Source organism: Pseudomonas sp. ICMP22404, assembly GCF_006227205.1.
Taxonomy (GTDB): domain Bacteria; phylum Pseudomonadota; class Gammaproteobacteria; order Pseudomonadales; family Pseudomonadaceae; genus Aquipseudomonas.
In genome coordinates this window covers 107450-133243 of record NZ_VCNG01000019.1, presented here as the reverse complement: position 1 = coordinate 133243, position 25794 = coordinate 107450, and the positions used below count along the sequence as shown (strand labels likewise).

The 25794-nt window shown below is 60.8% G+C and carries 25 protein-coding genes; 13 read left to right on the top strand and 12 right to left on the bottom strand.

Going from position 1 to position 25794, the window contains the following annotated elements; all coding sequences use genetic code 11:
- The first annotated feature begins 392 nt into the window (after positions 1 to 392).
- Together rhtA and FGE05_RS26300 are read left to right on the top strand one after the other, a co-directional pair.
- Positions 393 to 1280, top strand: coding sequence for a threonine/homoserine exporter RhtA (gene rhtA, locus FGE05_RS26305; protein ID WP_139649539.1), 888 nt, complete (start codon positions 393 to 395; stop codon positions 1278 to 1280).
- A 166-nt stretch (positions 1281 to 1446) separates the two neighbouring features.
- Complete coding sequence (locus tag FGE05_RS26300; RefSeq protein WP_041021352.1) at positions 1447 to 1728, top strand: hypothetical protein; 282 nt, start codon at positions 1447 to 1449, stop codon at positions 1726 to 1728.
- 10 nt (positions 1729 to 1738) lie between these two features.
- Here FGE05_RS26300 and FGE05_RS26295 read toward each other — a convergent pair whose 3' ends face one another.
- Positions 1739 to 2308 (bottom strand): TetR/AcrR family transcriptional regulator, encoded by a 570-nt coding sequence (locus tag FGE05_RS26295; protein WP_139649537.1) that lies wholly within the window; start codon positions 2306 to 2308, stop codon positions 1739 to 1741.
- 90 nt (positions 2309 to 2398) lie between these two features.
- Here FGE05_RS26295 and FGE05_RS26290 point away from each other — a divergent pair, with 90 nt between their 5' ends.
- Together FGE05_RS26290 and FGE05_RS26285 are read left to right on the top strand one after the other, a co-directional pair.
- Complete coding sequence (locus FGE05_RS26290) at positions 2399 to 3127, top strand: SDR family oxidoreductase (RefSeq protein ID WP_139649535.1); 729 nt, start codon at positions 2399 to 2401, stop codon at positions 3125 to 3127.
- A gap of 33 nt (positions 3128 to 3160) precedes the next feature.
- Positions 3161 to 3751, top strand: a complete 591-nt coding sequence (locus FGE05_RS26285) for a 2-hydroxychromene-2-carboxylate isomerase (protein WP_139649533.1) — start codon at positions 3161 to 3163, stop codon at positions 3749 to 3751.
- A gap of 8 nt (positions 3752 to 3759) precedes the next feature.
- On the opposite strand, the gene FGE05_RS26280 is transcribed toward FGE05_RS26285, so the two are convergent.
- The 5 genes from FGE05_RS26280 to FGE05_RS26260 form a co-directional block, all read right to left on the bottom strand.
- Positions 3760 to 5568 (bottom strand): aminopeptidase P family protein, encoded by a 1809-nt coding sequence (locus tag FGE05_RS26280; RefSeq protein ID WP_139649531.1) that lies wholly within the window; start codon positions 5566 to 5568, stop codon positions 3760 to 3762.
- Positions 5569 to 5616: 48 nt separating this feature from the next.
- Positions 5617 to 6783, bottom strand: coding sequence for a cysteine desulfurase family protein (locus tag FGE05_RS26275; RefSeq protein WP_139649529.1), 1167 nt, complete (start codon positions 6781 to 6783; stop codon positions 5617 to 5619).
- A gap of 154 nt (positions 6784 to 6937) precedes the next feature.
- A complete protein-coding gene (locus tag FGE05_RS26270) occupies positions 6938 to 7552 on the bottom strand; it encodes a LysE family translocator (protein WP_139649527.1) in 615 nt (204 codons plus the stop codon).
- Positions 7553 to 7648: 96 nt separating this feature from the next.
- Positions 7649 to 7915 (bottom strand): hypothetical protein, encoded by a 267-nt coding sequence (locus FGE05_RS26265; RefSeq protein ID WP_139649525.1) that lies wholly within the window; start codon positions 7913 to 7915, stop codon positions 7649 to 7651.
- 110 nt (positions 7916 to 8025) lie between these two features.
- The gene (locus tag FGE05_RS26260) at positions 8026 to 8391 is read right to left on the bottom strand and encodes an antibiotic biosynthesis monooxygenase (protein WP_139649523.1); all 366 of its coding nucleotides are present in this window, start codon (positions 8389 to 8391) and stop codon (positions 8026 to 8028) included.
- A gap of 94 nt (positions 8392 to 8485) precedes the next feature.
- Here FGE05_RS26260 and soxR point away from each other — a divergent pair, with 94 nt between their 5' ends.
- Together soxR and FGE05_RS26250 are read left to right on the top strand one after the other, a co-directional pair.
- Positions 8486 to 8938 carry a redox-sensitive transcriptional activator SoxR gene (gene soxR / locus FGE05_RS26255; RefSeq protein ID WP_139649521.1) on the top strand — a complete coding sequence of 151 codons (453 nt, stop codon included), beginning with the start codon at positions 8486 to 8488 and terminating at the stop codon, positions 8936 to 8938.
- Between the two features lie 102 nt (positions 8939 to 9040).
- Positions 9041 to 9499: a VOC family protein gene (locus FGE05_RS26250; protein ID WP_041021362.1), complete on the top strand. Its 459-nt coding sequence runs from the start codon at positions 9041 to 9043 to the stop codon at positions 9497 to 9499.
- A 155-nt stretch (positions 9500 to 9654) separates the two neighbouring features.
- On the opposite strand, the gene prpF is transcribed toward FGE05_RS26250, so the two are convergent.
- The 5 genes from prpF to FGE05_RS26225 all read right to left on the bottom strand — a co-directional run bounded on the left by prpF (position 9655) and on the right by FGE05_RS26225 (position 16442).
- Complete coding sequence (gene prpF / locus FGE05_RS26245; protein ID WP_139649519.1) at positions 9655 to 10857, bottom strand: 2-methylaconitate cis-trans isomerase PrpF; 1203 nt, start codon at positions 10855 to 10857, stop codon at positions 9655 to 9657.
- Between the two features lie 26 nt (positions 10858 to 10883).
- Positions 10884 to 13475, bottom strand: a complete 2592-nt coding sequence (gene acnD / locus FGE05_RS26240; protein WP_139649517.1) for a Fe/S-dependent 2-methylisocitrate dehydratase AcnD — start codon at positions 13473 to 13475, stop codon at positions 10884 to 10886.
- A 198-nt stretch (positions 13476 to 13673) separates the two neighbouring features.
- Entirely contained in the window at positions 13674 to 14801 is a 1128-nt protein-coding gene (gene prpC / locus FGE05_RS26235) for a 2-methylcitrate synthase (RefSeq protein ID WP_139649515.1), read from the bottom strand.
- A 40-nt stretch (positions 14802 to 14841) separates the two neighbouring features.
- Positions 14842 to 15732, bottom strand: coding sequence for a methylisocitrate lyase (gene prpB / locus FGE05_RS26230; protein WP_139649513.1), 891 nt, complete (start codon positions 15730 to 15732; stop codon positions 14842 to 14844).
- A complete protein-coding gene (locus tag FGE05_RS26225) occupies positions 15729 to 16442 on the bottom strand; it encodes a GntR family transcriptional regulator (protein ID WP_139649511.1) in 714 nt (237 codons plus the stop codon). The genes prpB and FGE05_RS26225 overlap by 4 nt, the downstream gene beginning before the upstream one ends.
- A 290-nt stretch (positions 16443 to 16732) precedes the next feature.
- On the opposite strand from FGE05_RS26225, the gene FGE05_RS26220 reads away from it, so the two are divergent.
- From FGE05_RS26220 to pabB, 4 genes are all read left to right on the top strand, one after another.
- A complete protein-coding gene (locus tag FGE05_RS26220) occupies positions 16733 to 17269 on the top strand; it encodes an ATP-dependent zinc protease (protein WP_139649509.1) in 537 nt (178 codons plus the stop codon).
- 5 nt (positions 17270 to 17274) lie between these two features.
- Positions 17275 to 18807 (top strand): inactive transglutaminase family protein, encoded by a 1533-nt coding sequence (locus tag FGE05_RS26215; RefSeq protein WP_139649507.1) that lies wholly within the window; start codon positions 17275 to 17277, stop codon positions 18805 to 18807.
- On the top strand, positions 18807 to 19793 hold the full coding sequence (locus FGE05_RS26210; RefSeq protein WP_139649505.1) for an alpha-L-glutamate ligase-like protein: 987 nt from the start codon (positions 18807 to 18809) through the stop codon (positions 19791 to 19793). The genes FGE05_RS26215 and FGE05_RS26210 overlap by 1 nt, the downstream gene beginning before the upstream one ends.
- Positions 19794 to 20071: 278 nt before the next feature.
- Positions 20072 to 21415, top strand: coding sequence for an aminodeoxychorismate synthase component I (gene pabB, locus FGE05_RS26205; RefSeq protein WP_139649503.1), 1344 nt, complete (start codon positions 20072 to 20074; stop codon positions 21413 to 21415).
- A 69-nt stretch (positions 21416 to 21484) separates the two neighbouring features.
- Here pabB and thrH read toward each other — a convergent pair whose 3' ends face one another.
- Positions 21485 to 22102: a bifunctional phosphoserine phosphatase/homoserine phosphotransferase ThrH gene (thrH, locus tag FGE05_RS26200; RefSeq protein WP_139649501.1), complete on the bottom strand. Its 618-nt coding sequence runs from the start codon at positions 22100 to 22102 to the stop codon at positions 21485 to 21487.
- Positions 22103 to 22255: 153 nt separating this feature from the next.
- Here thrH and FGE05_RS26195 point away from each other — a divergent pair, with 153 nt between their 5' ends.
- The 3 genes from FGE05_RS26195 to FGE05_RS26185 all read left to right on the top strand — a co-directional run bounded on the left by FGE05_RS26195 (position 22256) and on the right by FGE05_RS26185 (position 25770).
- A complete protein-coding gene (locus FGE05_RS26195; protein WP_139649499.1) occupies positions 22256 to 22996 on the top strand; it encodes a phosphoadenylyl-sulfate reductase in 741 nt (246 codons plus the stop codon).
- Between the two features lie 455 nt (positions 22997 to 23451).
- Entirely contained in the window at positions 23452 to 24981 is a 1530-nt protein-coding gene (locus FGE05_RS26190) for an NCS1 family nucleobase:cation symporter-1 (RefSeq protein WP_139649497.1), read from the top strand.
- 60 nt (positions 24982 to 25041) lie between these two features.
- Positions 25042 to 25770 carry an aspartate/glutamate racemase family protein gene (locus tag FGE05_RS26185; RefSeq protein WP_041021375.1) on the top strand — a complete coding sequence of 243 codons (729 nt, stop codon included), beginning with the start codon at positions 25042 to 25044 and terminating at the stop codon, positions 25768 to 25770.
- Positions 25771 to 25794: the final 24 nt, after the last annotated feature.

Genomic DNA, 25794 nt, shown 5'->3' with positions numbered 1-25794 from the left:
GATCTCTCGTTAGCGGGAGGCGAATTCTACAGCGTTAGTCGCTGCTGTCAACACCTCTTTTTCACCGCTTTCGACCGAGAAGATCGAACCGTCAACGGGGCCAAACAACACGCCCTGCCGACTCCTTCCGGACTTCGATGAACTGAAGCCCTGCGCCATCTTAAATCATCTAACTCATTGAAACTCAAGGAGTTTTCCGTTTCGACTGCGCCGGAAGTGGGGCGAATTATAGAGACTCAGAATCTGCCGTCAACCCTTAATTACGCTTTTCTATCTATCCGCGACATCTGGCAAATGAAATCCGTCTCATATATAGACGCTGCCGCTCGAAATGCGCACTATATTGCTCAAATCAGCTGCCTCCCCGCCCTTACTCTGGACAAACCTTCGTAATGAATCCCCCACATCGCAGCCTGGCCTCCGCTTTGTACCCGGTCGCCCTGCTTTTAATTGCCATGGCATCCATTCAGTCTGGAGCCTCCCTGGCCAAAAGTATGTTTCCGGTAATAGGCGCCCAAGGCACCACGACACTACGACTCATTTTTGCCAGCATCATCATGTTGCTATTGCTGCGCCCCTGGCGCGCCAAGCTGACAGCCCAATCCCTGCGCACCGTAGTGGTCTACGGAATGGCACTGGGCGGTATGAACTTCCTCTTCTATATGTCAGTTCGCACGACGCCACTGGGAATTGCCGTGGCGTTGGAATTTACCGGCCCCCTGGCGGTAGCTATTTATACTTCGCGCCGGGCAATCGACTTTCTCTGGATTGCCCTGGCAGTGATCGGCCTGCTCCTGCTGATACCCACAGGAAGCGCCACCGCCGGCATTGACCCAATCGGCGCCTGCTATGCATTGGGAGCGGGTGTCTGCTGGGCGCTCTACATCCTGTTTGGCCAGAAGGCCGGCGCAGACAATGGCGTACAGACTGCCGCGCTGGGGGTAGTGATCGCAGCCTTGTTCGTAGCCCCTATCGGCATCGTCCATGCCGGTGCCACGCTGCTGACACCGAGTCTGATTCCAGTCGCTATTGGTGTCGCCATCCTGTCCACGGCCCTGCCCTACACACTCGAAATGGTAGCCTTGACCCGCTTGCCTGCCCGCACCTTCGGCACCCTGATGAGCATCGAACCCGCCGTTGCGGCCCTATCGGGGTTCGTATTCCTCCAGGAGTACCTGTCATTGGCCCAATGGATGGCGATTGCCTGCATCATTCTGGCGTCAATCGGCGCAACCATGACCCTGAACAATGCCGTAAAGCCTGCCATTGCAGCGGATTGAAGCAGGATTTAACGAAGCTCTGGCATTTGCCGCGCATTTAGGCCATGTTTAGGTCCGTAACCCAATGTCAAACATGGAATTTTCATACAGGACGTCATGAACGCTTCAAGCGCAAGCGAATGTAGTCATACGTGAACAGAGATTCACGACGGCGTTAAGGACGGGAATGAAACGAATCTTGATATTGATCGCCGTACTCGCGGTTGCGGGCTGCGCGGCGACGACGAAAACTGAAGTCAAACGCGGCAAGAAAGCTCTGCACATCAATTGTTCCGGCCTGACGTCGTCCTGGGACCAGTGCGCCGCCAGTGCAGCCAATTCATGCGCCCCCAAGAGCTACAAGGTCATCGCCAAATCGGGGGACGCGGTCGAGGAACCAGGGGATTATCCTTTCGGACTCAACCCCGCCGGCTACACCAGCCGCAGCATGATCGTCATCTGCAAGTAGCGAACGGCCTTCAACCAACCCGCTGCCCGGCCATTCGACGGCTTATCTCCTCCTGGCTGGACTGGAGGACAGTACGCTGGATCTCTGGGGCGACCAGCATGCGCGCAACAACCAGCGCCCCAACGCATTGCGACAGGATGGCCCAGGCCAGGCTGTCGCTTTCCAGTATTCGCGCCCAGCTCTCATGCAAACGACAGATCCACGTTTGTGCAGCCTCCCGCACCTGCACATCCGAGCGTGCGATTTCAGCGCCAAGCACCGGCAACGCGCAACCGGCCTCAGGTTGTTCGACGTGACTCATGCTCAAGTACTGCTTGAGACAATGCTCCAACCTGGCCAAGTCCAAGACATGATCACCGCTCAGGCGCTCCAGGCTTTGGGTCAACTCCCGCTCAACGATGGCCTTGAACAGCTCGTCCTTGGAGGAAAAATGACTATAGAACGCTCCTCCGCTCAACCCAATCGCCTTCATCAAACCATCGACGCCTACCGTCGAAAACCCGGATTTCTTGGCGGAAACGGCACTGCTGGCGAGCAGTTTTTCCCGGGTTTCCATTTTGTGATTGGCTGAGTAACGCATGAATCCTGCCCCTGATCGCTCAACTTGACGTACAACGGAGCGTAGCATAACGTTCGTTCAGCTAACGATCGTTTACCAATGAGGCGAACCATGGATAACAAGAAGATCGTATTGGTTGTTGGCGCGGGGGATGCCACGGGAGGTGCGATTGCCAAACGTTTCGCGCAGGAAGGTTTTGTAGCGTGCGTAACCCGCCGTAGCGCCGACAAACTCGCTCCGCTGGTGGAGGCGATACGCGCCCAAGGCGGCGAAGCCCACGGCTTTGCCTGTGATGCGCGCAAGGAAGACGACGTGATCGCGCTCATCGAGCAAATCGAGAGCCAGATAGGCCCCATCGAGGCCTTTGTCTTCAACATCGGCGCCAACGTGCCGTGCAGCATTCTCGAAGAGACCGCCCGTAAATACTTCAAGATCTGGGAGATGGCCTGTTTCTCCGGTTTCCTCAACGCCCGGGAAGTGGCTAAACGCATGGTCAAGCGCCAGCGCGGGACCCTTCTGTTTACCGGCGCCACGGCGGGTTTACGCGGCGCCTCGGGGTTCGCCGCATTCGCGGGAGCCAAACATGGCATCCGTGCGCTGGCCCAGAGCATGGCCCGAGAGCTGGGCCCCCTGAATATCCACGTGGCGCATGTAGTGGTGGACGGCGCCATCGACACCGACTTCATCCGCGATAACTTTCCAGAGAAATATGCGACCAGGGATGAAGACGGCATCCTCGATCCCGAACACATCGCCGAAAACTATTGGTACTTGCATACCCAGCCACGCGACGCCTGGACCTTCGAGCTGGATCTGCGCCCCTGGAGCGAACGCTGGTAAGCCCCTCCCCATAACAACAAGAGAGCTGTGACCATGAGCAAATCGGTGGAGTTTTTCTTTGACCTTGGCAGCCCGGCGACCTACCTGGCCTACACCCAACTCCCGCAGCTTTGCGCACACACCTGCAGCGAACTGGTCTACCGACCCATGTTACTGGGGGGTGTCTTCAAGGCGACGGGCAATGCATCGCCGATTACCGTACCGGCCAAAGGCGCGCATATGGCCAAGGACCTGGATCGCTTCGCCAAACGCTACGGCGTGGCGTTCAAGCTCAATCCGCACTTTCCAATCAATACCCTGTCGTTGATGCGCGCCATAACCGGCATGCAACTGCGTCATCCTGAACGTTTCATAGCGTTCATCGATTGTCTGTTCCGCGCCTTATGGGTCGACGCCCGTGATCTCAGCCATCCGCAGACGGCAGCAGCGGTACTGGAAGAAGGCGGTTTCGACCCCGGCCACGTGCTGGCACTGACAACTGACGAGCACATCAAGGAAGCCCTGAAAGCCACCACCGAAGAAGCCATTGCCCGGGGCGTGTTCGGTGCCCCCAGCATGTTCGTCGGCGACGAGTTGTTCTTTGGCCAGGATCGGCTGGACTTCGTCCGTGAAGCCCTCGGCTGATCCCGGCGTCAGATAGCCATCGTTCGCGTGTGCAGCCATTGCAACGCACTGCCTTCCAGCAACGGGCTCAAGCGACGCTGAACCTCGGCATGATAGGCATTGAGCCAGGCCTTTTCATCCAGGTTCAACAGCGACGGTTCCAGGCAGCGCGTGTCAATCGGACACAAAGTCAGGGTTTCAAACTCAAGAAATTCACCGAACTCGCTGCTCCCCGCCTCACGGTTCAAGGCCAGGTTCTCGATGCGCACACCCCAGCGTCCGGGACGATAAGTCCCCGGCTCGATGGAGGTGATCATCCCTGGCTGCATGGCCGTCTGCGGCGTGGGAGCCGCCTGATAGGCGATGACCTGTGGTCCCTCGTGGACGTTCAGGAAATAGCCGACTCCGTGACCGGTACCATGTCCGTAATCCACCTGTTCGGCCCAGATCGGCGCCCGTGCGATGGCATCCAGCAGCGGCGACAGAATGCCGCGCGGGAACCGAGCCCTGGACAAGGCAATGACGCCCTTGAGGACACGCGTGCAGTCACGTTTCTGCTCGGCGTTGGGCGTTCCCACCGGCACCATGCGGGTGATGTCGGTGGTGCCGCCCAGGTATTGGCCACCGGAATCGATCAACAACAACCCATCGCCCTCGATGACCGCATGGGCTTCTTCCGTAGCGTGGTAATGGGGCATTGCACCATTGGCGTTGAAAGCAGCAATGGTGTTGAAGCTCAGGGAGACAAAATCCGGCCGGCGTCTGCGAGCTGCGGTCAGGTGTTCATCGATGGTCAGTTCGGTGATGCGCTCACGACCCCAGGCACTTTCCAACCAGGCGAAGAACTCACAGAGCGCTGCGCCATCCTGTTCCATCGCGCGACGGATATGCTCGGCGTCGGCCAGGCTCTTGCAGGACTTGGCCAGCGTCGTGGGATTGAGCCCCTCCACCAGCTTCACGCCACTGTCCAGATTATCCAGTAAGCCGACGGTGACCCGGGCCGGATCGACCTGCAGGCTCGCGCCGCCAGGCACTTCACGTAATGCGCTCGCCGCTTCGCTGTAATCACGCAGGGTTACGCCGTCCTGCTCGAGGACCGCACGCAATGCACCATCGACCTTGTCCAGGGCCACGAACAAGGTTGCCTGCTGCTGGCTGATCAAGGCAAAAGCAATAAACACGGGATTGAACGACACATCCGCGCCACGCAGGTTGAACAACCAGGCGATGTCGTCCAGCGTGGCGATGAAGTGCCAGTCGGCGCCACGTGCCTTGAGGGTTTCGCGCAGCTTGGCGAGTTTTTCGACCCGGCTGACGGTCGCCTGGGGTGGAAGGTGTGCGTACACCGGCTGATCAGGCAGGCTTGGGCGATCGGACCAGGCTTCATTCAGCAGATCGATGTCAGTGCGCAAGCGCGCACCTCGCTCCGCGAGCTTGCTGCCCAAGGTTCGGGCCGACGCCACGGCCATTACCGCGCCATCGACCGCGACCACCCCGCCTTCGGGCGTCTGTTCGGCCAGCCAGTCCAGGGGGCCGGGTTGACCGGGAATGAGCTTGACCAGTTCGATGCCGCTGCCCTTCAGCTCCTGGGTCGCCTGTTCCCAGTAACGACTGTCGGCCCAGACCCCGGCGAAGTCCTTCGTCACGATCAGGGTACCGATCGAGCCATGGAAGCCCGACAACCATTGCCGTCCTTGCCAATAGCCCGGCAGGTATTCCGACAGATGCGGATCAGCCGACGGCACCAGCAGCGCGTGGATACCCTCCCGACTCATCAGTTGGCGGATTCGGGCCAGGCGCTGGGGAACCAGTCCATGGGTCAAAGGCTCGGTACTCATCGTGTCTCCTGTCTATCAATATTATTGTTCGAGGCTCAAGCAACCGACTCAGGGGGTACTGGTCCAGAAGGCCGGTGCTGCGACGCAGGCGGCCTTGATCAGCCGCACGGCCTCGTCGATATCCTGTTCGCGGGTGAAGCGTCCCAGGCTCAGGCGAATGGTCCGCCCTGCCGCGCGAGCATCGTGCCCCAAGGCCAGCAGCACATGGGACGGCGTGTTGTTCGCCGAATTGCAGGCCGATGTGGCGGAAAATGCAAGGGAAGCCCCCAATGCCGCCGGGTTGAACTCACCCTCATGGAACGTCAGGCTCAGCGTGTGGGGAATGCGCTGGGTCGTACTGCCGTTGATACACACACCGGGCAACGCCAGCAGCGGCTCGAGCAAACGATTGCGCAAGCGGACGATTTTGTCGAGCTCGTCGTCGAACGACTGGGCCGCCAACTCGAACGCTGCGCCCATGGCCGCAATCTGATGAGTCGCCAGCGTGCCAGAGCGAAAACCGCCTTCATGCCCGCCCCCATGGATCTGCGCAGATAGACGCGGTCGGGCACGTTCACCGACGTAGAGCGCGCCGATGCCTTTGGGGCCGTAGATCTTGTGCGCGGAAAAAGACATCAGGTCCACCGGCCAGTGGGCCAGGTCAATCCTGACCTTGCCCGCGCCCTGGGCGGCATCCACATGGAACAGCGCGCCATGCCCACGGACGAGCTCGCCGATGGCTACCACGTCATTGACGGTACCCAGCTCGTTGTTCACCAGCATCAGCGACACCAGGAAGGTGTCCTCGCGCAGGGCCTCGCGGACAGCTTGCGGACTGATCAGGCCATCGGCATCCGGAGCCAGCCAGGTCACCGCGACGCCGCTCTCTTCGAGCTGCCGGACGGTGTCGAGAATCGCCTTGTGTTCGATCAGGCTGGTGATGACATGACCGCCGGACGCCCCGCGCGCCTGGGTCACCCCCTTGAGCGCCAGGTTGTTGGACTCGGTGGCACCGGAAGTCCAGACGATCTGCTGCGCCTGCGCCCCCACCAATTGCGCCACCTGCTGACGTGCCTGCTCCACCGAGCGCCGGGCTTCCTGCCCGAAGGCATGGGAGCTGGAGGCCGGGTTGCCGAAGTTACCGTCGAAGCCCAGGCATTCGACCATGACCCGGATAACCCGCTCATCCACTGGCGTAGTGGCGGCGTAATCGAAATATAAAGGACGTTTATTCATGGAAAACTCGCAGAGCCTGTTCCGGGATCGGGCGCTCTCGTTGGGTTCGAGGTTACTACCCGATCAACCTTAAAGAAGTGGGACTTCGTTTAAAAGTGCGTAGGAACGCTCCTGAACAGCGAGCTTAGCAGGCATCCAGTCGAAGCTCAGCCCCTCATCTCATGCTTTCGAGCAATAACGGATACAACGAGGCCACCAGCAACAGCGCCATTGCCCAGTTGAACAGACGCAGCCAACGACGGTCACGCAGCAGGTTGCGCAACAGGCTGCCGCAGACCACCCACAAGCTGACACTGGGCAGGTTGATCAGGGCGAACACGGCCGCGATCACCACCACGTTGAAGAAGTAGCCTTGAAGCGGCGTGTAGGTGCTGATGGCTCCGATGGCCATGATCCAGGCCTTGGGATTGACCCATTGAAATGCCGCGGCGCCCCAGTAGCTGATCGGCGTGCGCTCCCCCGATTCGCTCTCCGAGACCGGGCCGGAGTGGGCAATTTTCCACGCCAGGTACAACAGGTACGCCGCGCCAACGTAGCGCAGCACGGTGTAAAGCAGCGGATACGCCTGGAACATCGCGCCCAGGCCAAAGCCCACCGCCAGCACCAGGACAAAGAAACCACAGCTGATGCCCAGCATATGAGGGATGGTGCGGTTGAAGCCGAAATTCACCCCCGAAGCCAGCAACATGGTGTTGTTGGGGCCCGGTGTGATCGAGGTAACAAGGGCAAACAGGGCGAAGCCCAGCAGCAGGTCCAGCGAAAGGGTCATGGCAGTCAGTCCGTCGTGTGGTCAGGTGATGACCCTACTCTTGGTCCTGTCGCAAACCCATGGACAGTTGGGTAAAACTTCCGGCGGTACAGTCTCTCAGCTTGGCTTTGCAGACAATTGCACGGGCTGTTCGGCGCTCATCTCACCACGATCGTCGAAACCACTGTTTTTCTGCGACGGACCGAGCAGCTCGGCTTTTTTCGCGTGGTACTCATCGAACGACAGACCCCGGCGATTCAAGGCTTCAAGGGCCAGTTCGCGGGTTTCTTCGGCGGTGTAAGGGCGCAGTTCAGGCGTCGAGGCGGCGCAACCGCTCAATACGGTGGCGACTAACAGCAGCGAAACGGCAAGGATGCGATTCATGACGAGTGTCCGGTGTTTTGGGGCGATGAATAAAGGCTACCCGCCGGCCCCACACAGCAGAAATCAACCCTCTTGATAGTGGGTATCGCCCCTCCGGATTCCTCATTCGCTCAATCGACCAACTGGCACTGCAGCGCATTATCCGGGCTGCGTTCGATGCTGCGGATCACCTGGAACGAGCCAAACGTCACGGCTTTGGCCCGGTGAGCCTGAATCAGCCGCCAGAAATCCTGCTCGCCGCTTTCAAACCGTCGAAACGCCGCCTCCCCCGCTTCCCGGGTCTGCCATTGCAAATAATTGAGTACACGCCTGCCGTCCTCGCTGACCTGGATGCTGGCACTCAGGAAGCCCTGATGATCCTGCGCCAGGCGCTCGGTCTGTTCCGACAGGGCTGTAATCAGCGCCTGTTGCCAGTGAGGTTCGATGTCGAATTCGATCAGTTGGGTGAAGCTGCGATTGTTCCTTGGCAATTGCATGAAAGGTCCTCGATACACGTAAGGTGAATCTTGCGATCCGAAGGCGTGCAGCGTAAAACCTCTACTTAAGTCAAGGTCAAGCAATGAATCCGCTATGGCACAGATAGATATCCATAAAGAACTCACCGTGGGCCAAGTGGCCGCCCGCAGCGGTGTGGCCGTCACCGCCCTGCACTTCTATGAAGCCAAGGGGCTGATCAAAAGTACCCGCAACCAGGGCAACCAACGCCGCTATCCACGAGGGGTGTTGCGACGCGTGGCACTGATCAAGGTTGCCCAGCGCCTGGGCATTCCCTTGGCGGAGATCGGCGAGGCGTTGAAGTCCCTGCCGGACAACCGCGCCCCAACGGCCGCCGACTGGCAGATCCTGTCGGCACAGTGGAGCCAGGATCTGGATGAACGCATCAACCAATTGATCGCGTTGCGTGACCGGCTGAACGGCTGTATCGGCTGTGGTTGCCTGTCGATGGAGGCCTGCCCGCTGCGCAACCAGGGCGATGTGCTGGGCGAGCGTGGACCGGGCGCGCATCTGTTGGAGGAACCATAAGGCGTTCGTCGGGACCAGGGGCGACTCGAAATCACTGGCCTATAGTGAGTGGGCGCAAATCGACGAAGCCTCTCTTCGCCCGATACAAAAAGGAGAAACGTCATGGGCGTCAAAGCCATTCCCGAAGGTTTCCACAGCATTACGCCCTACTTGGGCATTCATAAAGCCGCCGAAGCCATCGAGTTCTACAAAAAAGCCTTCAATGCCACCGAGGTCATGCGCCTGGCAATGCCCGACGGGGGCATCGGTCATGCCGAACTGCGGATCGGCGGCAGCCCGATCATGCTCGGCACGCCGTGCGATCAGGGCCCCCTGAGCAATCCGGACCAATCGCCGTCGGTGGGCCTGCATTTATATGTCGAGGACGTGGACCGCGTGTATGCCCAGGCGATCGCCGCCGGCGGCACGGTGATCGCCGAGGTCAAGGATCAGTTCTATGGTGATCGCTCCGGCAGCTTGAAGGATCCCTACGGACATGTGTGGTTCCTGGCGACACACAAGGAGGATCTGACTCAGGAGCAGATCGAGCAACGGGCCAGGGAGATGTTCCAACAGGGCTGAACTGCCTCGATCAGTCAAACCACAACCCTGTGGGAGCGAGCCTGCTCGCGATAGCGTCGGGTCAGCAACATCATTGTTGGCTGACACACCGCTATCGCGAGCAGGCTCGCTCCCACAATGATTCAGTGGTGACTCCCCAGATCCTTTGTGGTGGATCAGAACGTGTCTGCCGGTACCCGCACGACCCCTTCCATCAACACCCGCGCACTGCGACTCATGATGGCTTTGTTTACGGTCCATTCGCCATTGACCTGGTTGGCCTCGGCGCCGACGCGCAACGTGCCGGACGGGTGACCGAAGCGCACGGCGTTGCGCTCGGTACCGCCGGCGGCCAGGTTCACCAGGGTGCCGGAAATAGCGGCGGCGGTGCCGATGGCGACTGCGGCGGTGCCCATCATGGCGTGGTGGAGCTTGCCCATGGACAGCGCCCGCACCAGCAAGTCGACGTCCCCCGCCGCTACGGCTTTGCCACTCGACGAAACGTAGTCCGCTGGCGGCGCGACAAACGCCACCTTCGGCGTGTGCTGACGTTGGGCGGCTTCGTCCAGTTGCTTGATCAGCCCCATGCGCAGGGCACCGTGGGCGCGGATGGTTTCGAACATCGCCAGGGCCTTGGGGTCGCCATTGATGGCGCCCTGCAGCTCAGTGCCGGTATAGCCGACGTCCCGGGCATTGATGAAAATCGTCGGGATCCCAGCGTTGATCAGGGTTGCCTTGAGCGTGCCGACGCCGGGCACTTCCAAGTCGTCCACCAGATTGCCGGTGGGAAACATCGAACCGCCTCCGCCTTCTTCCTCGGCTGCCGGGTCCATGAACTCCAACTGCACTTCTGCCGCCGGAAAAGTGACCCCGTCGAGTTCGAAATCACCGGTTTCCTGCACCGCGCCATCGGTCATCGGCACATGAGCAATGATGGTCTTGCCGATGTTGGCCTGCCAGATCCGCACCACCGCCACACCGTTTTGTGGAATGCGGCTGGACGATACCAAGCCACTGCTGATGGCAAACGAACCCACCGCCGCCGACAGGTTGCCGCAGTTGCCACTCCAGTCCACGAACGGCTTGTCGATGGAGACCTGGCCGAACAGGTAATCGACGTCGTGGTCGGCCCGGTTGCTCTTGGACAGGATCACCGTCTTGCTGGTGCTGGACGTGGCGCCGCCCATGCCGTCGATCTGTTTCTCGTACGGATCGGGACTGCCAATGACCCGCAACAGCAAGGCATCGCGTGCCGCGCCGGGGACACGGGCGGCTTCGGGCAGGTCCGTCAGATTGAAGAACACGCCCTTGCTGGTGCCACCGCGCATGTAGGTGGCGGGGATTCTGATCTGTGGTGAAAAGCGTGGTGCGTGAGCCATGAAGCACCTACTCCTTATCGTGAGATTTAAACGGCAACCGCCGATTCAAGGAAGTCCTGGGCAAAGCGCTGCAACACGCCACCCGCTTCATAAATCGACACCTCCTCAGCCGTATCGAGACGGCAGGTCACCGGCACTTCAACGCGCTCGCCGTTCTTGCGAGTGATGACCAGGGTCAGCGTCGCGCGTGGGGTGCGCTCGCCAATCACGTCGTAGATTTCGCTGCCATCGATGCCCAGGGTCTTGCGATCGGTGCCAGGCTTGAACTCCAGCGGCAACACGCCCATGCCCACCAGGTTGGTGCGATGGATACGCTCGAAGCCTTCGGCGGCAATCGCCTCGACACCGGCCAGGCGTACGCCCTTGGCCGCCCAGTCCCGGGACGAACCCTGGCCATAGTCGGCACCGGCGATGATGATCAGCGGCTGCTTGCGTTCCATGTAGGTTTCGATGGCTTCCCACATCCGCATGACTTTGCCTTCGGGCTCGACCCGTGCCAGGGAACCCTGCTTGACCTTGCCGTTTTCCTGGACCATTTCGTTGAACAGTTTCGGGTTGGCGAAGGTGGCGCGCTGGGCGGTCAAATGGTCGCCCCGGTGCGTGGCGTAGGAGTTGAAGTCTTCTTCCGGCAAGCCCATCTTCGCCAGGTATTCGCCGGCGGCGCTGTCCAGCATGATCGCGTTGGACGGCGACAGGTGATCGGTGGTGATGTTGTCCGGCAGCACCGCCAACGGGCGCATGCCTTTGAGCGGTCGCGCCCCAGCCAGCGCCCCTTCCCAATAGGGCGGACGGCGGATGTAGGTGCTTTGCGGACGCCAGTCGTACAGCGGCGTGACTTTCGGCCCGGTGTCTTCCTGGATGGCGAACATCGGGATGTACACCTGGCGGAACTGCTCCGGCTTCACCGAAGCCTTGACCACTGCTTCGATTTCCTCGTCACTCGGCCAGATGTCCTTGAGACGGATTTCCCGACCGTCCACCACGCCCAGCACATCCTTCTCGATGTCGAAACGGATGGTCCCGGCGATGGCGTAGGCCACCACCAAGGGCGGCGAAGCAAGGAACGCCTGTTTGGCGTATGGATGGATACGGCCATCGAAGTTGCGGTTACCCGACAGCACGGCGGTGGCATACAGGTCGCGGTCGATAATTTCCTGCTGGATCACCGGGTCCAGCGCGCCGGACATACCGTTGCAGGTTGTGCAGGCGAAGGCCACCACGCCGAAGCCCAATTGCTCCAGCTCCTTGGTCAGACCGGCTTCATCCAGGTACAGCGCCACGGTTTTCGAACCCGGTGCCAGGGACGATTTGACCCACGGTTTGCGAGCCAGTCCCAGGCGATTGGCATTGCGTGCCAAGAGGCCAGCGGCAATGACGTTGCGCGGATTGCTGGTGTTGGTGCAGCTGGTGATGGCGGCGATGATCACCGCGCCGTCGGGCATCTGCCCCGGCACTTCGGTCCATTGTCCGGCAATGCCGTTGGCCGCCAGATCGGCAGTCGCGACGCGGGCGTGGGGGTTGCTCGGCCCGGCCATGTTGCGCACCACCGAGGACAGGTCGAAGGTCAGGCCTCGCTCGTACTGTGCGCCCTTGAGGCTGTCGGCCCACAGGCCCACCTGCCGGGCGTAGGTTTCCACCAATTGCACTTGCGCGTCTTCACGGCCGGTGAGCTTGAGGTAGTCGATGGTCTGCTGGTCGATGTAGAACATCGCCGCCGTGGCGCCATATTCCGGGGCCATGTTGGAGATGGTTGCGCGGTCGCCCAGGGTCAGCGCCTGCGCGCCTTCACCGAAAAACTCCAGCCAGGCGCCAACGACCTTCTGCTTGCGCAGGAACTCGGTCAACGCCAGCACCATGTCGGTGGCCGTGATGCCCGGTTGCAACTTGCCGGTCAGCTCGACGCCGACGATTTCCGGCAGGCGCATCCACGACGCGCGACCGAGCATGACGCTCTCGGCTTCCAGCCCACCGACGCCGATGGCGATCACGCCCAAGGCGTCGACATGGGGCGTATGGCTGTCGGTGCCCACGCAGGTGTCGGGGAAGGCGACGCCGTCCCGTTGCTGGATCACCGGGGACATTTTTTCCAGGTTGATCTGGTGCATGATCCCGTTGCCCGGCGGAATCACGTCGACATTCTTGAAGGCCTTTTTGGTCCAGTTGATGAAGTGGAAGCGGTCTTCGTTGCGACGGTCTTCAATCGCCCGGTTCTTGGCAAATGCCTGAGGGTCGAAGCCGGCGCTTTCCACTGCCAGGGAATGATCGACGATCAGTTGGGTCGGCACCACCGGGTTGACCTGGGCCGGGTCGCCGCCCTGCTGGGCGATGGCGTCGCGCAGGCCGGCCAAGTCCACCAGGGCGGTCTGGCCGAGAATGTCATGGCAGACCACCCGGGCCGGGAACCATGGGAAGTCCAGGTCGCGCTTGCGCTCGATCAGTTGCAGCAGCGACTCGCCCAGGGTGGCCGGGTCGCAGCGACGCACCAGGTTTTCCGCCAGCACGCGCGAAGTGTACGGCAGGCCGTCGTAGGCGCCGGGACGGATGGCATCCACGGCCCCGCGAACATCGAAGTAATCCAGCGAAGTGCCGGACAGCGGTTTGCGAAATTCTGTGTTCATCGTCAGGACTCGGGTCACGGTGGGTTCAGAAGGGGCTGGCGCAGAATTGAAGTGAACCTGTTCTTCTGTGGGAGGGAGCCTGCTCGCGATTGTGGTGTGTCAGCCAACCATGAGGTTGCTGACCCGACGCTATCGCGAGCAGGCTCGCTCCCACAGGGTTCTGGGTTTCTCCAGTACCTGCGGTTAAACCCCTCCAGCTCAGCGTTGTTCGATTGGCACGAACTTGCGCTGTTCAACGCCGGTGTATTCGGCGCTCGGGCGGATGATGCGGTTGTTGGCGCGTTGTTCGAACACGTGGGCGGCCCAGCCGGTCAGGCGCGAGCAGACAAAGATCGGCGTGAACAGCTTGGTCGGGATGCCCATGAAGTGGTACGCCGAGGCATGGTAGAAATCGGCGTTGGGGAACAGCTTCTTCTGTTCCCACATGGTCTTGTCGATGGCTTCGGAAACCGGGAACAGCACGGTGTCGCCCACTTCATCGGCGAGTTTTTTCGACCAGCCCTTGATCACCTCGTTGCGCGGATCGTTGTCCTTATAGATCGCATGGCCGAAGCCCATGATCTTGTCCTTGCGCTCCAGCATCGCCAGGGTGCCCTTGACCGCCGCCTCCGGCGAGTCGAAGCGTTCGATCATTTCCATGGCCGCTTCGTTGGCACCGCCATGCAACGGCCCCCGCAGCGAGCCAATCGCCGCCGTGATGCAGGAAAACAGGTCCGACAGGGTCGAGGCGCAGACCCGGGCAGTGAAGGTCGAAGCATTGAATTCGTGCTCGGCGTAGAGGATCAGCGACACGTTCATCACTTTGACGTGCAGCTCGCTCGGTTTTTTGCCGTGCAACAGATGCAGGAAATGGCCGCCGATGGACGCTTCGTCGGTCACGCATTCGATGCGCTGGCCCTGGTGGCTGAAGCGATACCAGTAGCACATGATCGCCGGGAATGCGCCCAGCAGGCGGTCGGTCTTGTCGTGCTGTTCAGCAAAACTTGTCTCGGGTTCCAGGTTGCCGAGGAACGAGCAACCGGTGCGCATCACGTCCATCGGATGGGCGTCGGCGGGAATGCGTTCCAGCACTTCCTTCAGCGCCTGGGGCAGGTCGCGCAATTGACGCAGTTTGCGGACATAGCCATCCAGTTGCGCCTGGGTTGGCAGTTCGCCGTACAGCAACAGGTAGGCCACTTCTTCGAATTGCGCATCAGCCGCCAGGTCGCGAACGTCGTAGCCACGATAGGTCAGGCCCGCACCGGACTGGCCAACGGTGGACAAGGCGGTTTGCCCGGCTACCTGGCCACGGAGCCCGGCGCCACTGAGTACTTTTGCTTCGGCCATTTGCTGTCTCCAGTTCTTGAATTTGTAGGGAATCGGCCCGTTATTTTTTCGCAGCGAACAACGCATCGAGCTTCTGCTCGAAGGTGTGGTAGTCGATGCGATCGTAAAGCTCCATGCGGGTCTGCATGGTGTCGATGACATTCTGTTGCGTGCCGTCGCGACGGATCGCGGTGTAGACGTTCTCGGCGGCCTTGTTCATGGCGCGGAATGCCGACAGTGGGTACAGCACCAGGGATACGTCGGCACCGGCCAGCTGTTCGGTGGTGTAGAGCGGCGTCGCGCCAAACTCGGTGATGTTGGCCAGGATCGGCGCCTTCACGCGGCTGGCGAACAACTTGTACATCTCGAGTTCGGTAATCGCTTCGGGAAAGATCATGTCAGCACCGGCCTCGATGCAGGCGGCCGCACGGTCCAGCGCGGACTCCAGCCCCTCCACTGCCAAGGCATCGGTGCGGGCCATGATCACAAAACTGTCGTCGGCACGGGCATCAACGGCAGCCTTGATGCGGTCGACCATTTCCTGCTGCGAGACGATTTCCTTGTTCGGCCGATGGCCGCAGCGCTTGGCACCGACCTGGTCTTCGATGTGGATCGCCGCCGCGCCGAACTTGCTCATCGACTTGACGGTGCGAGCCACGTTGAACGCCGACGAACCGAAACCGGTGTCCACGTCCACCAGCAGCGGCAGGTCGCACACGTCGGTGATCCGCCGCACATCGGTCAGCACGTCATCCAGGCCGGTGATGCCCAGGTCCGGCACGCCGAGGGAACCGGCTGCCACGCCACCGCCCGACAGGTAGATCGCCTTGAAACCGGCGCGTTTGGCCAGCAGCGCGTGGTTGGCGTTGATCGTGCCGACCACCTGTAACGGATGCTCAGAGGCGACCGCATCGCGGAATCGCTGGCCTGGCGTGCTCTTGCTGGAACTCATGACTCACCTCGTTCAGTGGCGGCGCTGTCCTGGTAATGACGCGCGATGTTGCGTTTGGAGGCGCCGATGTGCCGGCGCATCAATAACTCAGCCAATTCGCCGTCACGGTCGGCGATGGCATCGAGAATCCGGTGATGCTCGGCAAAGGCCTGGCGCGGCCGGTTGGGCGTGGTGGAAAACTGAATGCGGTACATGCGCACCAGTTGATACAACTCGCCGCAGAGCATTTGCGTCAGCGTGCGGTTGCCGCTGCCCTGGATGATCCGGTAATGAAAGTCGAAATCGCCTTCCTGTTGGTAATAGCCGACACCGGCCTGGAAGGCCGCATCGCGCTCATGGGTTTCCAGGACCTGGCGCAGTTCGTCGATTTCCGCCAGGGTCATGCGCTCGGCCGCGAGGCGGCAGGCCATGCCTTCCAGGGACTCGCGGATTTCGTAGAGCTCCAGCAGCTCGGCATGGCTCAGGGAAACCACACGCGCGCCGACATGAGGCACCCGCACCAGCAGGCGCTGACCTTCCAGCCGATGGATCGCTTCGCGCAGCGGCCCACGGCTGATGCCGTAGGTACGGGCCAGTTCGGGCTCGGAAATCTTGCTGCCGGGGGCGATCTCGCCTTTGACGATGGCGGCCTGGATACGCCGGAAGACGTTTTCGGAAAGGGTTTCCGAGTCGTCTTGGGCCAGCATCGGCGTTTCGAGCTGATCGAGCATATTGTCGACACCTTCAAAATCAATACGACAAAAACTACCCAATCAAAGCGTATACGTCAAAACAAAAAACGATATTGTCGACAATCGTCTAATAGGCCCGTCCGCCACCACCACCTTTTCACAGGGTTCGTAGCCTCCGGCCAGCGGTGGCGTCAGAAAACCACCGTGCTAGAATGCCGCCGCTGTTGGCCACTCTCCTGTTCTTCTATATAGAGAAAAGGCTACTGAAGGAGCTTGTGCAGTAATGCCAGGGCCTGAACCGATAAACGGAACGCCGTGCACCAGGATCTATGACATTCAAGCCCTTATCCGCTGCCCTCTGCTTCATGTGCCTGCCGGGACTCGCCGCGGCGGGTGAAAAAACCGTGTACGGCCTCAACGAATATGCAGCGCTGCAGGGCATCGACCTGGAGGTGGCCGCCAAGCTGGACACCGGCGCCAAGACCGCCTCCCTCAGTGCCCGCGACATCAAGCGCTTCAAACGCAACGGCGAATCCTGGGTGCGTTTTTACCTCGCCATCGACGCGGCCCATTCGCACCCCATCGAACGCCCGCTGGCCCGGGTCAGCAAGATCAAACGCCGCGCCGGTGACTACGACCCGGAAGAAGGCAAGAAATACACGGCCCGGCCGGTCATCGAACTGGATATCTGCATGGGCTCGGCCTTGCGCAGCATCGAAGTGAACCTGACCGACCGTAGCGCCTTCCAATACCCGTTGCTGATCGGTTCCGAGGCGCTCAAGCGCTTCGACGCACTGGTCGACCCCAGTCTCAAATACGCTGCCGGCAAACCCGCCTGCACCAATGCCGCTCTTACCGCAGAGTAATTCCAATGCGCTCCCTTACCCTCCATTTGAAAATGCTGATCGCCATCCTGGTGGTGCTGGGCCTGTCGGTGACGGCCTATCAGATTTTCGTGCTCGGCATCCCGGTGACCGAAGACGCCACGGACGACCTGTGGAACATCGATGCCAAGGTCGAATTCGTGCCCAACGCGAAAGATCCGGTGAAGATCCAGATGTTCGTGCCCCCGTTGAGCCGCGACTACGTCAGCCTCAACGAGAGTTTCATTTCCAACAATTACGGCGTAGCGGTGAACCGGATCGACGGCAACCGCAAGGTCACTTGGTCGGCCCGCCGGGCCAAGGGTAACCAGACCCTCTATTACCGCCTGGTGCTGACCAAGCGCTACAGCGCCGAAAAAACCAAGGTCAAGGGACCGACCTTCCGTGACAGCATCGCCATCGAAGGCCCGGAGAAGATCGCCGCCGAGGCCCTGCTCGCGCCGATCCGCCAGCATTCGGCCGATGTCGAGACCTTCATCAGCGAAGCCATCAAGCGGGTCAACAACCTCAACGACGACAACGTCAAACTGCTGCTGGCCGGCGACCCGACGTCGAGCAACAAAGCGAGAATCGTGGAGCTGGTGCTGTCCATCGCCCACGTACCGGTGGAAAAAGTCCACACCATTCGCCTGGTGGCCGATCAGCCACAAACGCCGGAACTGTGGCTGCGCAGCTTCAACGGCAACGACTGGCTGTATTTCAACCCGGACACCGGCGAACAGGGCCTGCCCACCGACCGCCTGCTGTGGTGGACCGGCGATGAAAACCTGATCACCGTCGATGGTGGCAAGAAAGCCACCGTCACTTTCAGCATGAACAACAGCGAAATGAACGCCATTCGCCTGGCCAAGCTGACGGACGAGAACACCGACGCGAATTTCCTCGAATATTCGCTCTACGGCCTGCCCCTGCAAACCCAGCAGACGTTCATGATCATGGTGATGATCCCCATCGGCGTGCTGGTGATCCTGGTTCTGCGCAACCTGATCGGCCTGCAGACCCTGGGGACCTTTACCCCGGTGCTGATTGCCCTGGCTTTCCGCGAAACCCAGCTGGGCTTCGGGATCGTCCTGTTCACGGTGATCACGGCCCTGGGCCTGTCACTGCGCTCCTACCTGGAACATCTCAAGTTGCAGATGCTGCCAAGGCTTTCGGTGGTGCTGACGTTCGTGGTGGTGCTGATCGCCGCCATCAGCCTGTTCAGCCATAAGCTGGGCCTGGAGCGTGGCCTGTCGGTGGCGCTGTTCCCGATGGTGATCCTGACCATGACCATCGAGCGCCTGTCCATCACCTGGGAAGAGCGCGGCGGCGGTCACGCCATGAAGGTCGCCATCGGCACCCTGTTTGCCGCGTCCCTGGCGCACCTGATCATGAGCGTGCCGGAGCTGGTGTACTTCGTCTTCACCTTCCCGGCGATCCTGCTGATCCTGGTGGGCTTCATGCTGGCCATGGGTCGTTATCGCGGCTACCGCCTGACCGAGCTGGTGCGGTTCAAGGCCTTCCTCAAGGCTGACTCGTAATGTTCGGTTTCTGGAAGACCTGGAAGGCCCTGGAAGCCCGGGGCATCATGGGCATCAACCGGCGCAATGCCGACTACGTGCTCAAGTACAACAAGCGCAGCCTGTACCCCATCGTCGATGACAAGATCATCACCAAGGAACGGGCCGTCGCCGCCGGCATCCACGTGCCGGAACTGTACGGGATCATCTCCACCGAGAAGGAAATCGACAAACTCGACGGGATCATTGGTGGGCATACCGACTTCGTGATCAAGCCGGCCCAGGGCGCCGGCGGTGACGGCATCATCGTGATTGCCGACCGCTTCGAGGGGCGCTACCGCACGGTCTCCGGCAAGATCCTGAGTCATGAGGAACTTGAACACCATATTTCCAGCATTCTCACCGGCTTGTATTCCCTCGGTGGGCACCGCGACCGGGCGCTGATCGAATACCGCGTAGTGCCGGACCAGATCTTCAAGAGCATCAGCTACGAAGGCGTACCGGACATCCGCATCATCGTGTTGATGGGCTATCCGGTGATGGCCATGCTGCGCCTGCCGACCCGCCAGTCCGGTGGCAAGGCCAACCTGCACCAAGGCGCCATCGGTGTGGGCGTGGACCTTGCCACCGGCCTGACACTGCGTGGCACCTGGCTGAACAACATCATCGCCAAACACCCCGACACCACCAACGCGGTAGACGGTGTGCAACTGCCCTACTGGGACGGCTTCATGAAGCTGGCCGCCGGCTGCTATGAGCTGTGCGGGCTGGGCTACATCGGCGTGGACATGGTGCTGGACCAGGAAAAAGGCCCGCTGATCCTGGAACTGAACGCCCGGCCGGGACTGAACATCCAGATCGCCAACGACTGCGGCCTGACCTTGCGCACCCACGCCGTGGAAGCACGCCTGGAAGAGCTCAAGGCCCGGGGGGTGGTTGAGACCGTCGAGGAGCGGGTGGCGTTTGCCCAGGAGTTGTTCGGGCATATTCCGCCGGTTGAAGGCTGAGCACTTAACCGACTTAATAGAAAACCTGTGGCGAGGGGATTTATCCCCGCTGGGTTGCGCAGCAGCCCTAAATCCCGACACCTCGGTGTATCAGACAGATTGAATTGACTGACTGGGGTTGCTTCGCAACCCAACGGGGATAAATCCCCTCGCCACAATGTCGCTCACAACACCTATGCCAGTCGCTGGACTTGCTCATCTCCGACATCCCTCTAGGAGCAAATCCTACACAGGGATTACAATCGCCACCCCGCCTGAATGGCCGACCCACCCCGCCCATGCCGACCTGTTCCGTACACCCATTACCCTACCGCGCCAACCCCGCCGAGTATTTCGCGGCGATTCGTCATGCCCCGGGAAGCGTGCTGCTCGACAGCGGCCGGCCCACTGCGGAACGTGGGCACTATGATTTGCTCAGTGCCTGGCCGCTGGAACAACTGGCGGTGCTGCCGGAAGAGAGCGGCGCCGATTTCCTGCAACGTTTGCGCGCTCAACTGACGCAACTGGGGCACGCTGTATTACCGGGCACGCTGCAATTGCCTTTCGCTGGCGGCCTGATCGGCTACCTGAGTTATGACTTTGGCCGGCACCTCGAAGCCCTGCCCTCCCATGCCATGGACGACCTGCAACTGCCCGATGCCCGTTTCGGCGTGTACGACTGGGCACTGGTCAGCGACCACCAGGCCGGCACCAGCCAACTGGTGTTCCATCCGCACTGCCGCGACAGCGAACGCCAGCGCCTGATCGCGCTGTTCAGCCAGCCGGCCCCGGCGCCAGAGGCCGGCTTCAGACTTGAAAGTCCGATGGCCCCCGACCTCAGCGCCGATGAATATCGGCAGGCAATCGAGCGCATCCACGGTTATATCCAGGCCGGCGATTGCTACCAGGTCAACTTTGCCCAACGCTTTCGGGCGCCCTGCCGGGGGGATGCCTGGTCAGCCTACCAGGCCCTGCGCGCGGCGTGCCCGACGCCGTTTTCCGGCTTCCAGAGCCTGCCCGACGGCGGCGCGGTGCTGAGCCTGTCGCCCGAGCGCTTCGTCAGAGTCAGCGATGGCCATGTGGAAACCCGCCCGATCAAGGGCACCCGGCCCCGTAGCACATCGCCCGCCGAAGACGCGGCCAATGCCGCCGAGCTACTGGCGAGCCCCAAGGACCGGGCGGAAAATCTGATGATCGTCGACCTGCTGCGCAACGACCTGGGCCGCACCTGCCGGACCGGCTCGGTGCGCGTGCCGGAACTGTTCAGCCTGGAAAGCTACCCGAACGTGCATCACCTGGTCAGCAGCGTGACCGGCGAATTGGCCGACGGTAAAGACGCCCTGGACCTGATCGCCGGCAGCTTCCCCGGCGGCTCCATCACCGGCGCCCCGAAGATCCGCGCCATGCAGATCATCGACGAACTCGAACCGACCCGACGCGGGCTGTATTGCGGCTCGTTGCTGTACCTGGACGTGCGCGGGGAAATGGACAGCTCCATCGCCATCCGCAGCCTGCTGGTCAAGGATGGGCAGGTGTGTTGCTGGGGTGGCGGCGGGATTGTCGCGGACTCGGACTGGCAGGCGGAATATCAGGAATCGATCACCAAGGTCAAAGTGCTGCTCGATACCTTGCAGAGCCTCTGAGCCTCAATACAGTCCTGTTTGATCGTTCCCACGCTCTGCGTGGGAACGATCGATCAACAGCGTATGGGGTTACAGGCTCAGGTGGCGGTTCGAGGCCTTGAGGAATTCCTGTTTCAACTCGGCAAAGCTGTGTACCGCCGGGAATTGCGGGAATTCCCGGATCACATTGTCCGGCGCATGGAACAGGATGCCGGCGTCGGCTTCGCCGAGCATGCTGGTGTCGTTGTAGGAATCACCCGCGGCAATTACCCGGTAATACAGGCTCTTGAAGGCCAGGACCGACTGCCTCTTGGGATCCTTCTGACGCAGTTGATAGCCCGTCACCCGTCCCCCTTCATCCGTGATCAGGCGATGGCAGAGCAAGGTCGGGAAACCCAACTGGCGCATCAGGGGTTGGGAAAATTCGTAGAACGTGTCGGAAAGAATCACCACCTGGAAGCGCTCGCGCAGCCAGTCGACGAACTCGATGGCGCCGTCCAGCGGCTTGAGCGTGGCAATGACTTCCTGGATGTCGGCGAGTTTGAGCCCATGTTCGTCGAGGATGCGTAACCGCTGCTTCATCAGCACGTCGTAGTCGGGAATGTCCCGAGTGGTTGCCCTGAGGGATTCAATCCCGGTTTTTTCGGCAAAGGCGATCCAGATTTCCGGAACCAGCACACCTTCCAGGTCGAGACAGGCAATTTCCACAAGACACTCCATTTTCTGATGTTTATCGGTTGGGTGAACAAAAGGCCTGCCGACTCTAGCCGCAACGCACAGGAACGCGCCAGCCCTGGCCACTTTTGTTACCATCAGCGCCTATAGAGCGCGCAGCGCCACCGACCTGTAGGAAACCGCCTGATGAGCCCAACGTTTGATGTCGTGGAACTCGCCACGACCTATGCCAACAAGTCTCCACAAGACATCCTCAAGCTGGCCTTCGCCGAATTCGGCGATGACCTGTGGATATCTTTCAGCGGCGCCGAGGATGTGGTGCTGGTGGACATGGCCTGGAAGCTGAACAAGAACGTCAAGGTATTCAGCCTCGACACCGGTCGCCTGCACCCGGAAACCTATCGGTTCATCGATCAGGTCCGTGAGCACTACAAGATCGACATCGAACTGATCTCACCGGACCATGCGAAACTGGAGCCTTTCGTGAAGGAAAAGGGTCTGTTCAGTTTCTACAAGGACGGCCATGGCGAATGCTGCGGCATCCGCAAGATCGAACCGCTGCGCCGCAAACTGTCCGACGTCCGCGCCTGGGCCACCGGCCAGCGCCGCGACCAGAGCCCCGGCACCCGCAGCCAGGTGGCTGTGCTGGAAATCGACACGGCGTTCTCCACGCCGGAGCGTACCCTGTACAAATTCAACCCGCTGTCGCAGATGACCAGCGAGGAAGTCTGGGGCTACATCCGCATGCTTGAGCTGCCCTACAACAGCCTGCATGAGCGCGGCTTCATCAGCATCGGCTGTGAGCCCTGCACCCGCCCGGTGCTGCCGAACCAGCACGAACGCGAAGGCCGCTGGTGGTGGGAGGAAGCCACGCAAAAGGAATGCGGCTTGCACGCCGGTAACATCATCAGCAAATCCAAGGCCTGATACGTAGCCGATCTTTCTGTACACAAAAATGTCACTTCAGGTGGCATTTTTTGTGTGCACTTCGTCAGGAAATGCACCGAAAAGTTACACCTTTGCGTTTCTCCCGCTGACCTTCGTTTCTCTCCTTCCGATTCTCAGAAAATAAATACCTGTTCAAACGGTCAATTTATAAGTCCGTAACTTCAGTGACTTATCTAAAATCGATAACTAATCGGAATCAAGGTTGCTGTAGTTAGACCTTTGACTGGCATAAATCTGGCTTGAGACGACAAGTGTTTTGTATACAAACCAAATAAAACATACACACACTTTAGATCCGCAAGCCTGAAGCGCCCTATCCCGTACAGGCTGCAGATGCCCCGTAACCAATGATGCTCGCCGTGCCGCGACGAAGATTGCCGAGCCTCGCGCTCATGCACAGTCATCGCTGCGCCGAGAATCAGGAGCCTGCCGGAATGCGTACAAGCCTCTCCAATAACATCGCGCTGGATCTACCCTCTCCAACCACTGCCTTCGATGACAAAACCGCAGCCACCCTGGCCTTGAGTCCAAGGCTGCACAACAAGGACCTGGCGCCAACCAAGGCCGAAGGTCGACGTTGGGGTCGCTACAGCATTTTTGCCCTGTGGACCAACGACGTACACAACATCGCCAACTACTCCTTCGCCATCGGCCTGTATGCACTGGGCCTGGGTGGCTGGCAAATCCTGTTGTCCCTGGGGATCGGCGCGGCCCTGGTGTACGGTTTCATGAACCTGTCCGGCTACATGGGCCAGAAGACCGGGGTCCCCTTCCCGGTCATCAGCCGGATCAGCTTCGGCATCCACGGCGCTCAAATTCCCGCGTTGATCAGGGCCGTCATCGCCATCGCCTGGTTTGGCATCCAGACCTACCTCGCGTCGGTGGTTTTCCGAGTACTGCTGACGGCGATTCATCCAGGCTTCGCCGACTACGACCACAACTCGATCCTTGGCCTGTCGAGCCTGGGCTGGGTGTGTTTCGTGGCGATCTGGTTCGTGCAACTGCTGATCCTGGCCTACGGCATGGAAACGGTACGCCGTTACGAAGGCTTCGCCGGGCCGGTGATCCTGGTGACCGTTGCGGCCCTGGCCGGGTGGATGTATACCCAGGCCGACGCAACCATTGCCTGGTCGATCCGCGAGCCGCTGACCGGCGGCGAGATGTGGCGCAACATTTTCGCCGGCGGCGCGCTGTGGCTGGCGATCTACGGCACGCTGGTGCTCAACTTCTGCGACTTCGCCCGCTCTTCACCATGCCGTCGGACCATCATCGTCGGCAACTTCTGGGGACTGCCGGTGAATATTCTGGTGTTTGCCGCCATCACTGTCCTGTTGTGCGGTGCGCAGTTCCAGATCAACGGACAGATCATCGAGAGCCCGACCCAAGTGATCGCCTCGATCCCCAACACCTTTTTCCTGGTGCTCGGTTGCCTGGCGTTCCTGATCGTCACCGTGGCAGTGAACATCATGGCCAACTTCGTCGCGCCGGCCTTCGTGCTCAGCAACCTGGCGCCCAAGTACCTGAATTTCCGCCGCGCCGGGTTGATCAGCGCCGCCATCGCCGTGCTGATCCTGCCGTGGAACCTCTACAACAGCCCGCTGGTGATCGTGTACTTCCTGTCCGGGCTCGGTGCCCTGCTCGGCCCGCTGTACGGCGTGATCATGGTCGACTACTGGCTGCTGCGCAAAGGTCGTATCAACGTGCCGCAGCTGTATAGCGAGGACCCGAACGGTGCGTACTTCTACAGCAACGGGGTCAACCTGCGGGCCGTGGCGGCATTCATCCCGGCGGCGCTGATCGCGATCGTCCTGGCGCTGGTGCCCGGCTTCGATAGTGTTTCACCGTTCTCCTGGCTGATCGGTGCTTCGATTGCCGGCCTGCTGTACCTGATCATCGCCAAGCGCCAAGCGTATTACGAGGACGTCAGCGGTGAATCCATCGCTGTGGATAACGTCAGCCATTGATCGTTCAAGGCGGCCCGCCGGTGCGGGCCGCCGTCTTTTCTGCGTTAAAGGAAACTGCTCATGCGAATTCTTGTAGTCAACGTCAACACCACCGAATCCATCACCGAGGCCATCGCCCGACAAGCCCAGGCCGTGGCCGCCCCCGGCACCGAAATCGTCGGGCTCACACCGCATTTCGGTGCCGACTCCGTTGAAGGCAATTTCGAAAGTTACCTGGCCGCCATCGCCGTGATGGATCGGGTGATGTCCTACGACCAACCGTTCGACGCGGTGATCCAGGCCGGCTATGGCGAGCACGGCCGCGAAGGTCTGCAGGAACTGCTCGACGTCCCGGTGGTGGACATCACCGACGCGGGCGCCAGCACCGCCATGTTCCTCGGCCATGCCTATTCGGTGGTCACCACCCTGGACCGCACCGTGCCGCTGATCGAAGACCGCCTCAAGCTTTCCGGCCTGTACGACCGCTGTGCCTCGGTGCGGGCCAGTGGCCTGGCGGTGCTGGAGCTGGAGGAAGACCCGCAGCGAGCAGTCGAAGCCATCGTCCGTCAGGCCGAGCTGGCGGTGAGCCAGGACAAGGCCGAAGTCATCTGCCTGGGCTGTGGCGGCATGGCCGGGCTCGATGAGCAGATCCGCCAACGCACCGGAGTGCCGGTGGTCGATGGGGTGACGGCGGCGGTGACCATTGCCGAATCCCTGGTGCGGTTGGGCCTGTCGACTTCGAAAGTGCGCACCTATGCGACGCCTCGGCCCAAGACCATCATTGGCTGGCCGGGGCGGTTTGGGCGGTGAGTTCACAGCTGTAGACCGCGTCGC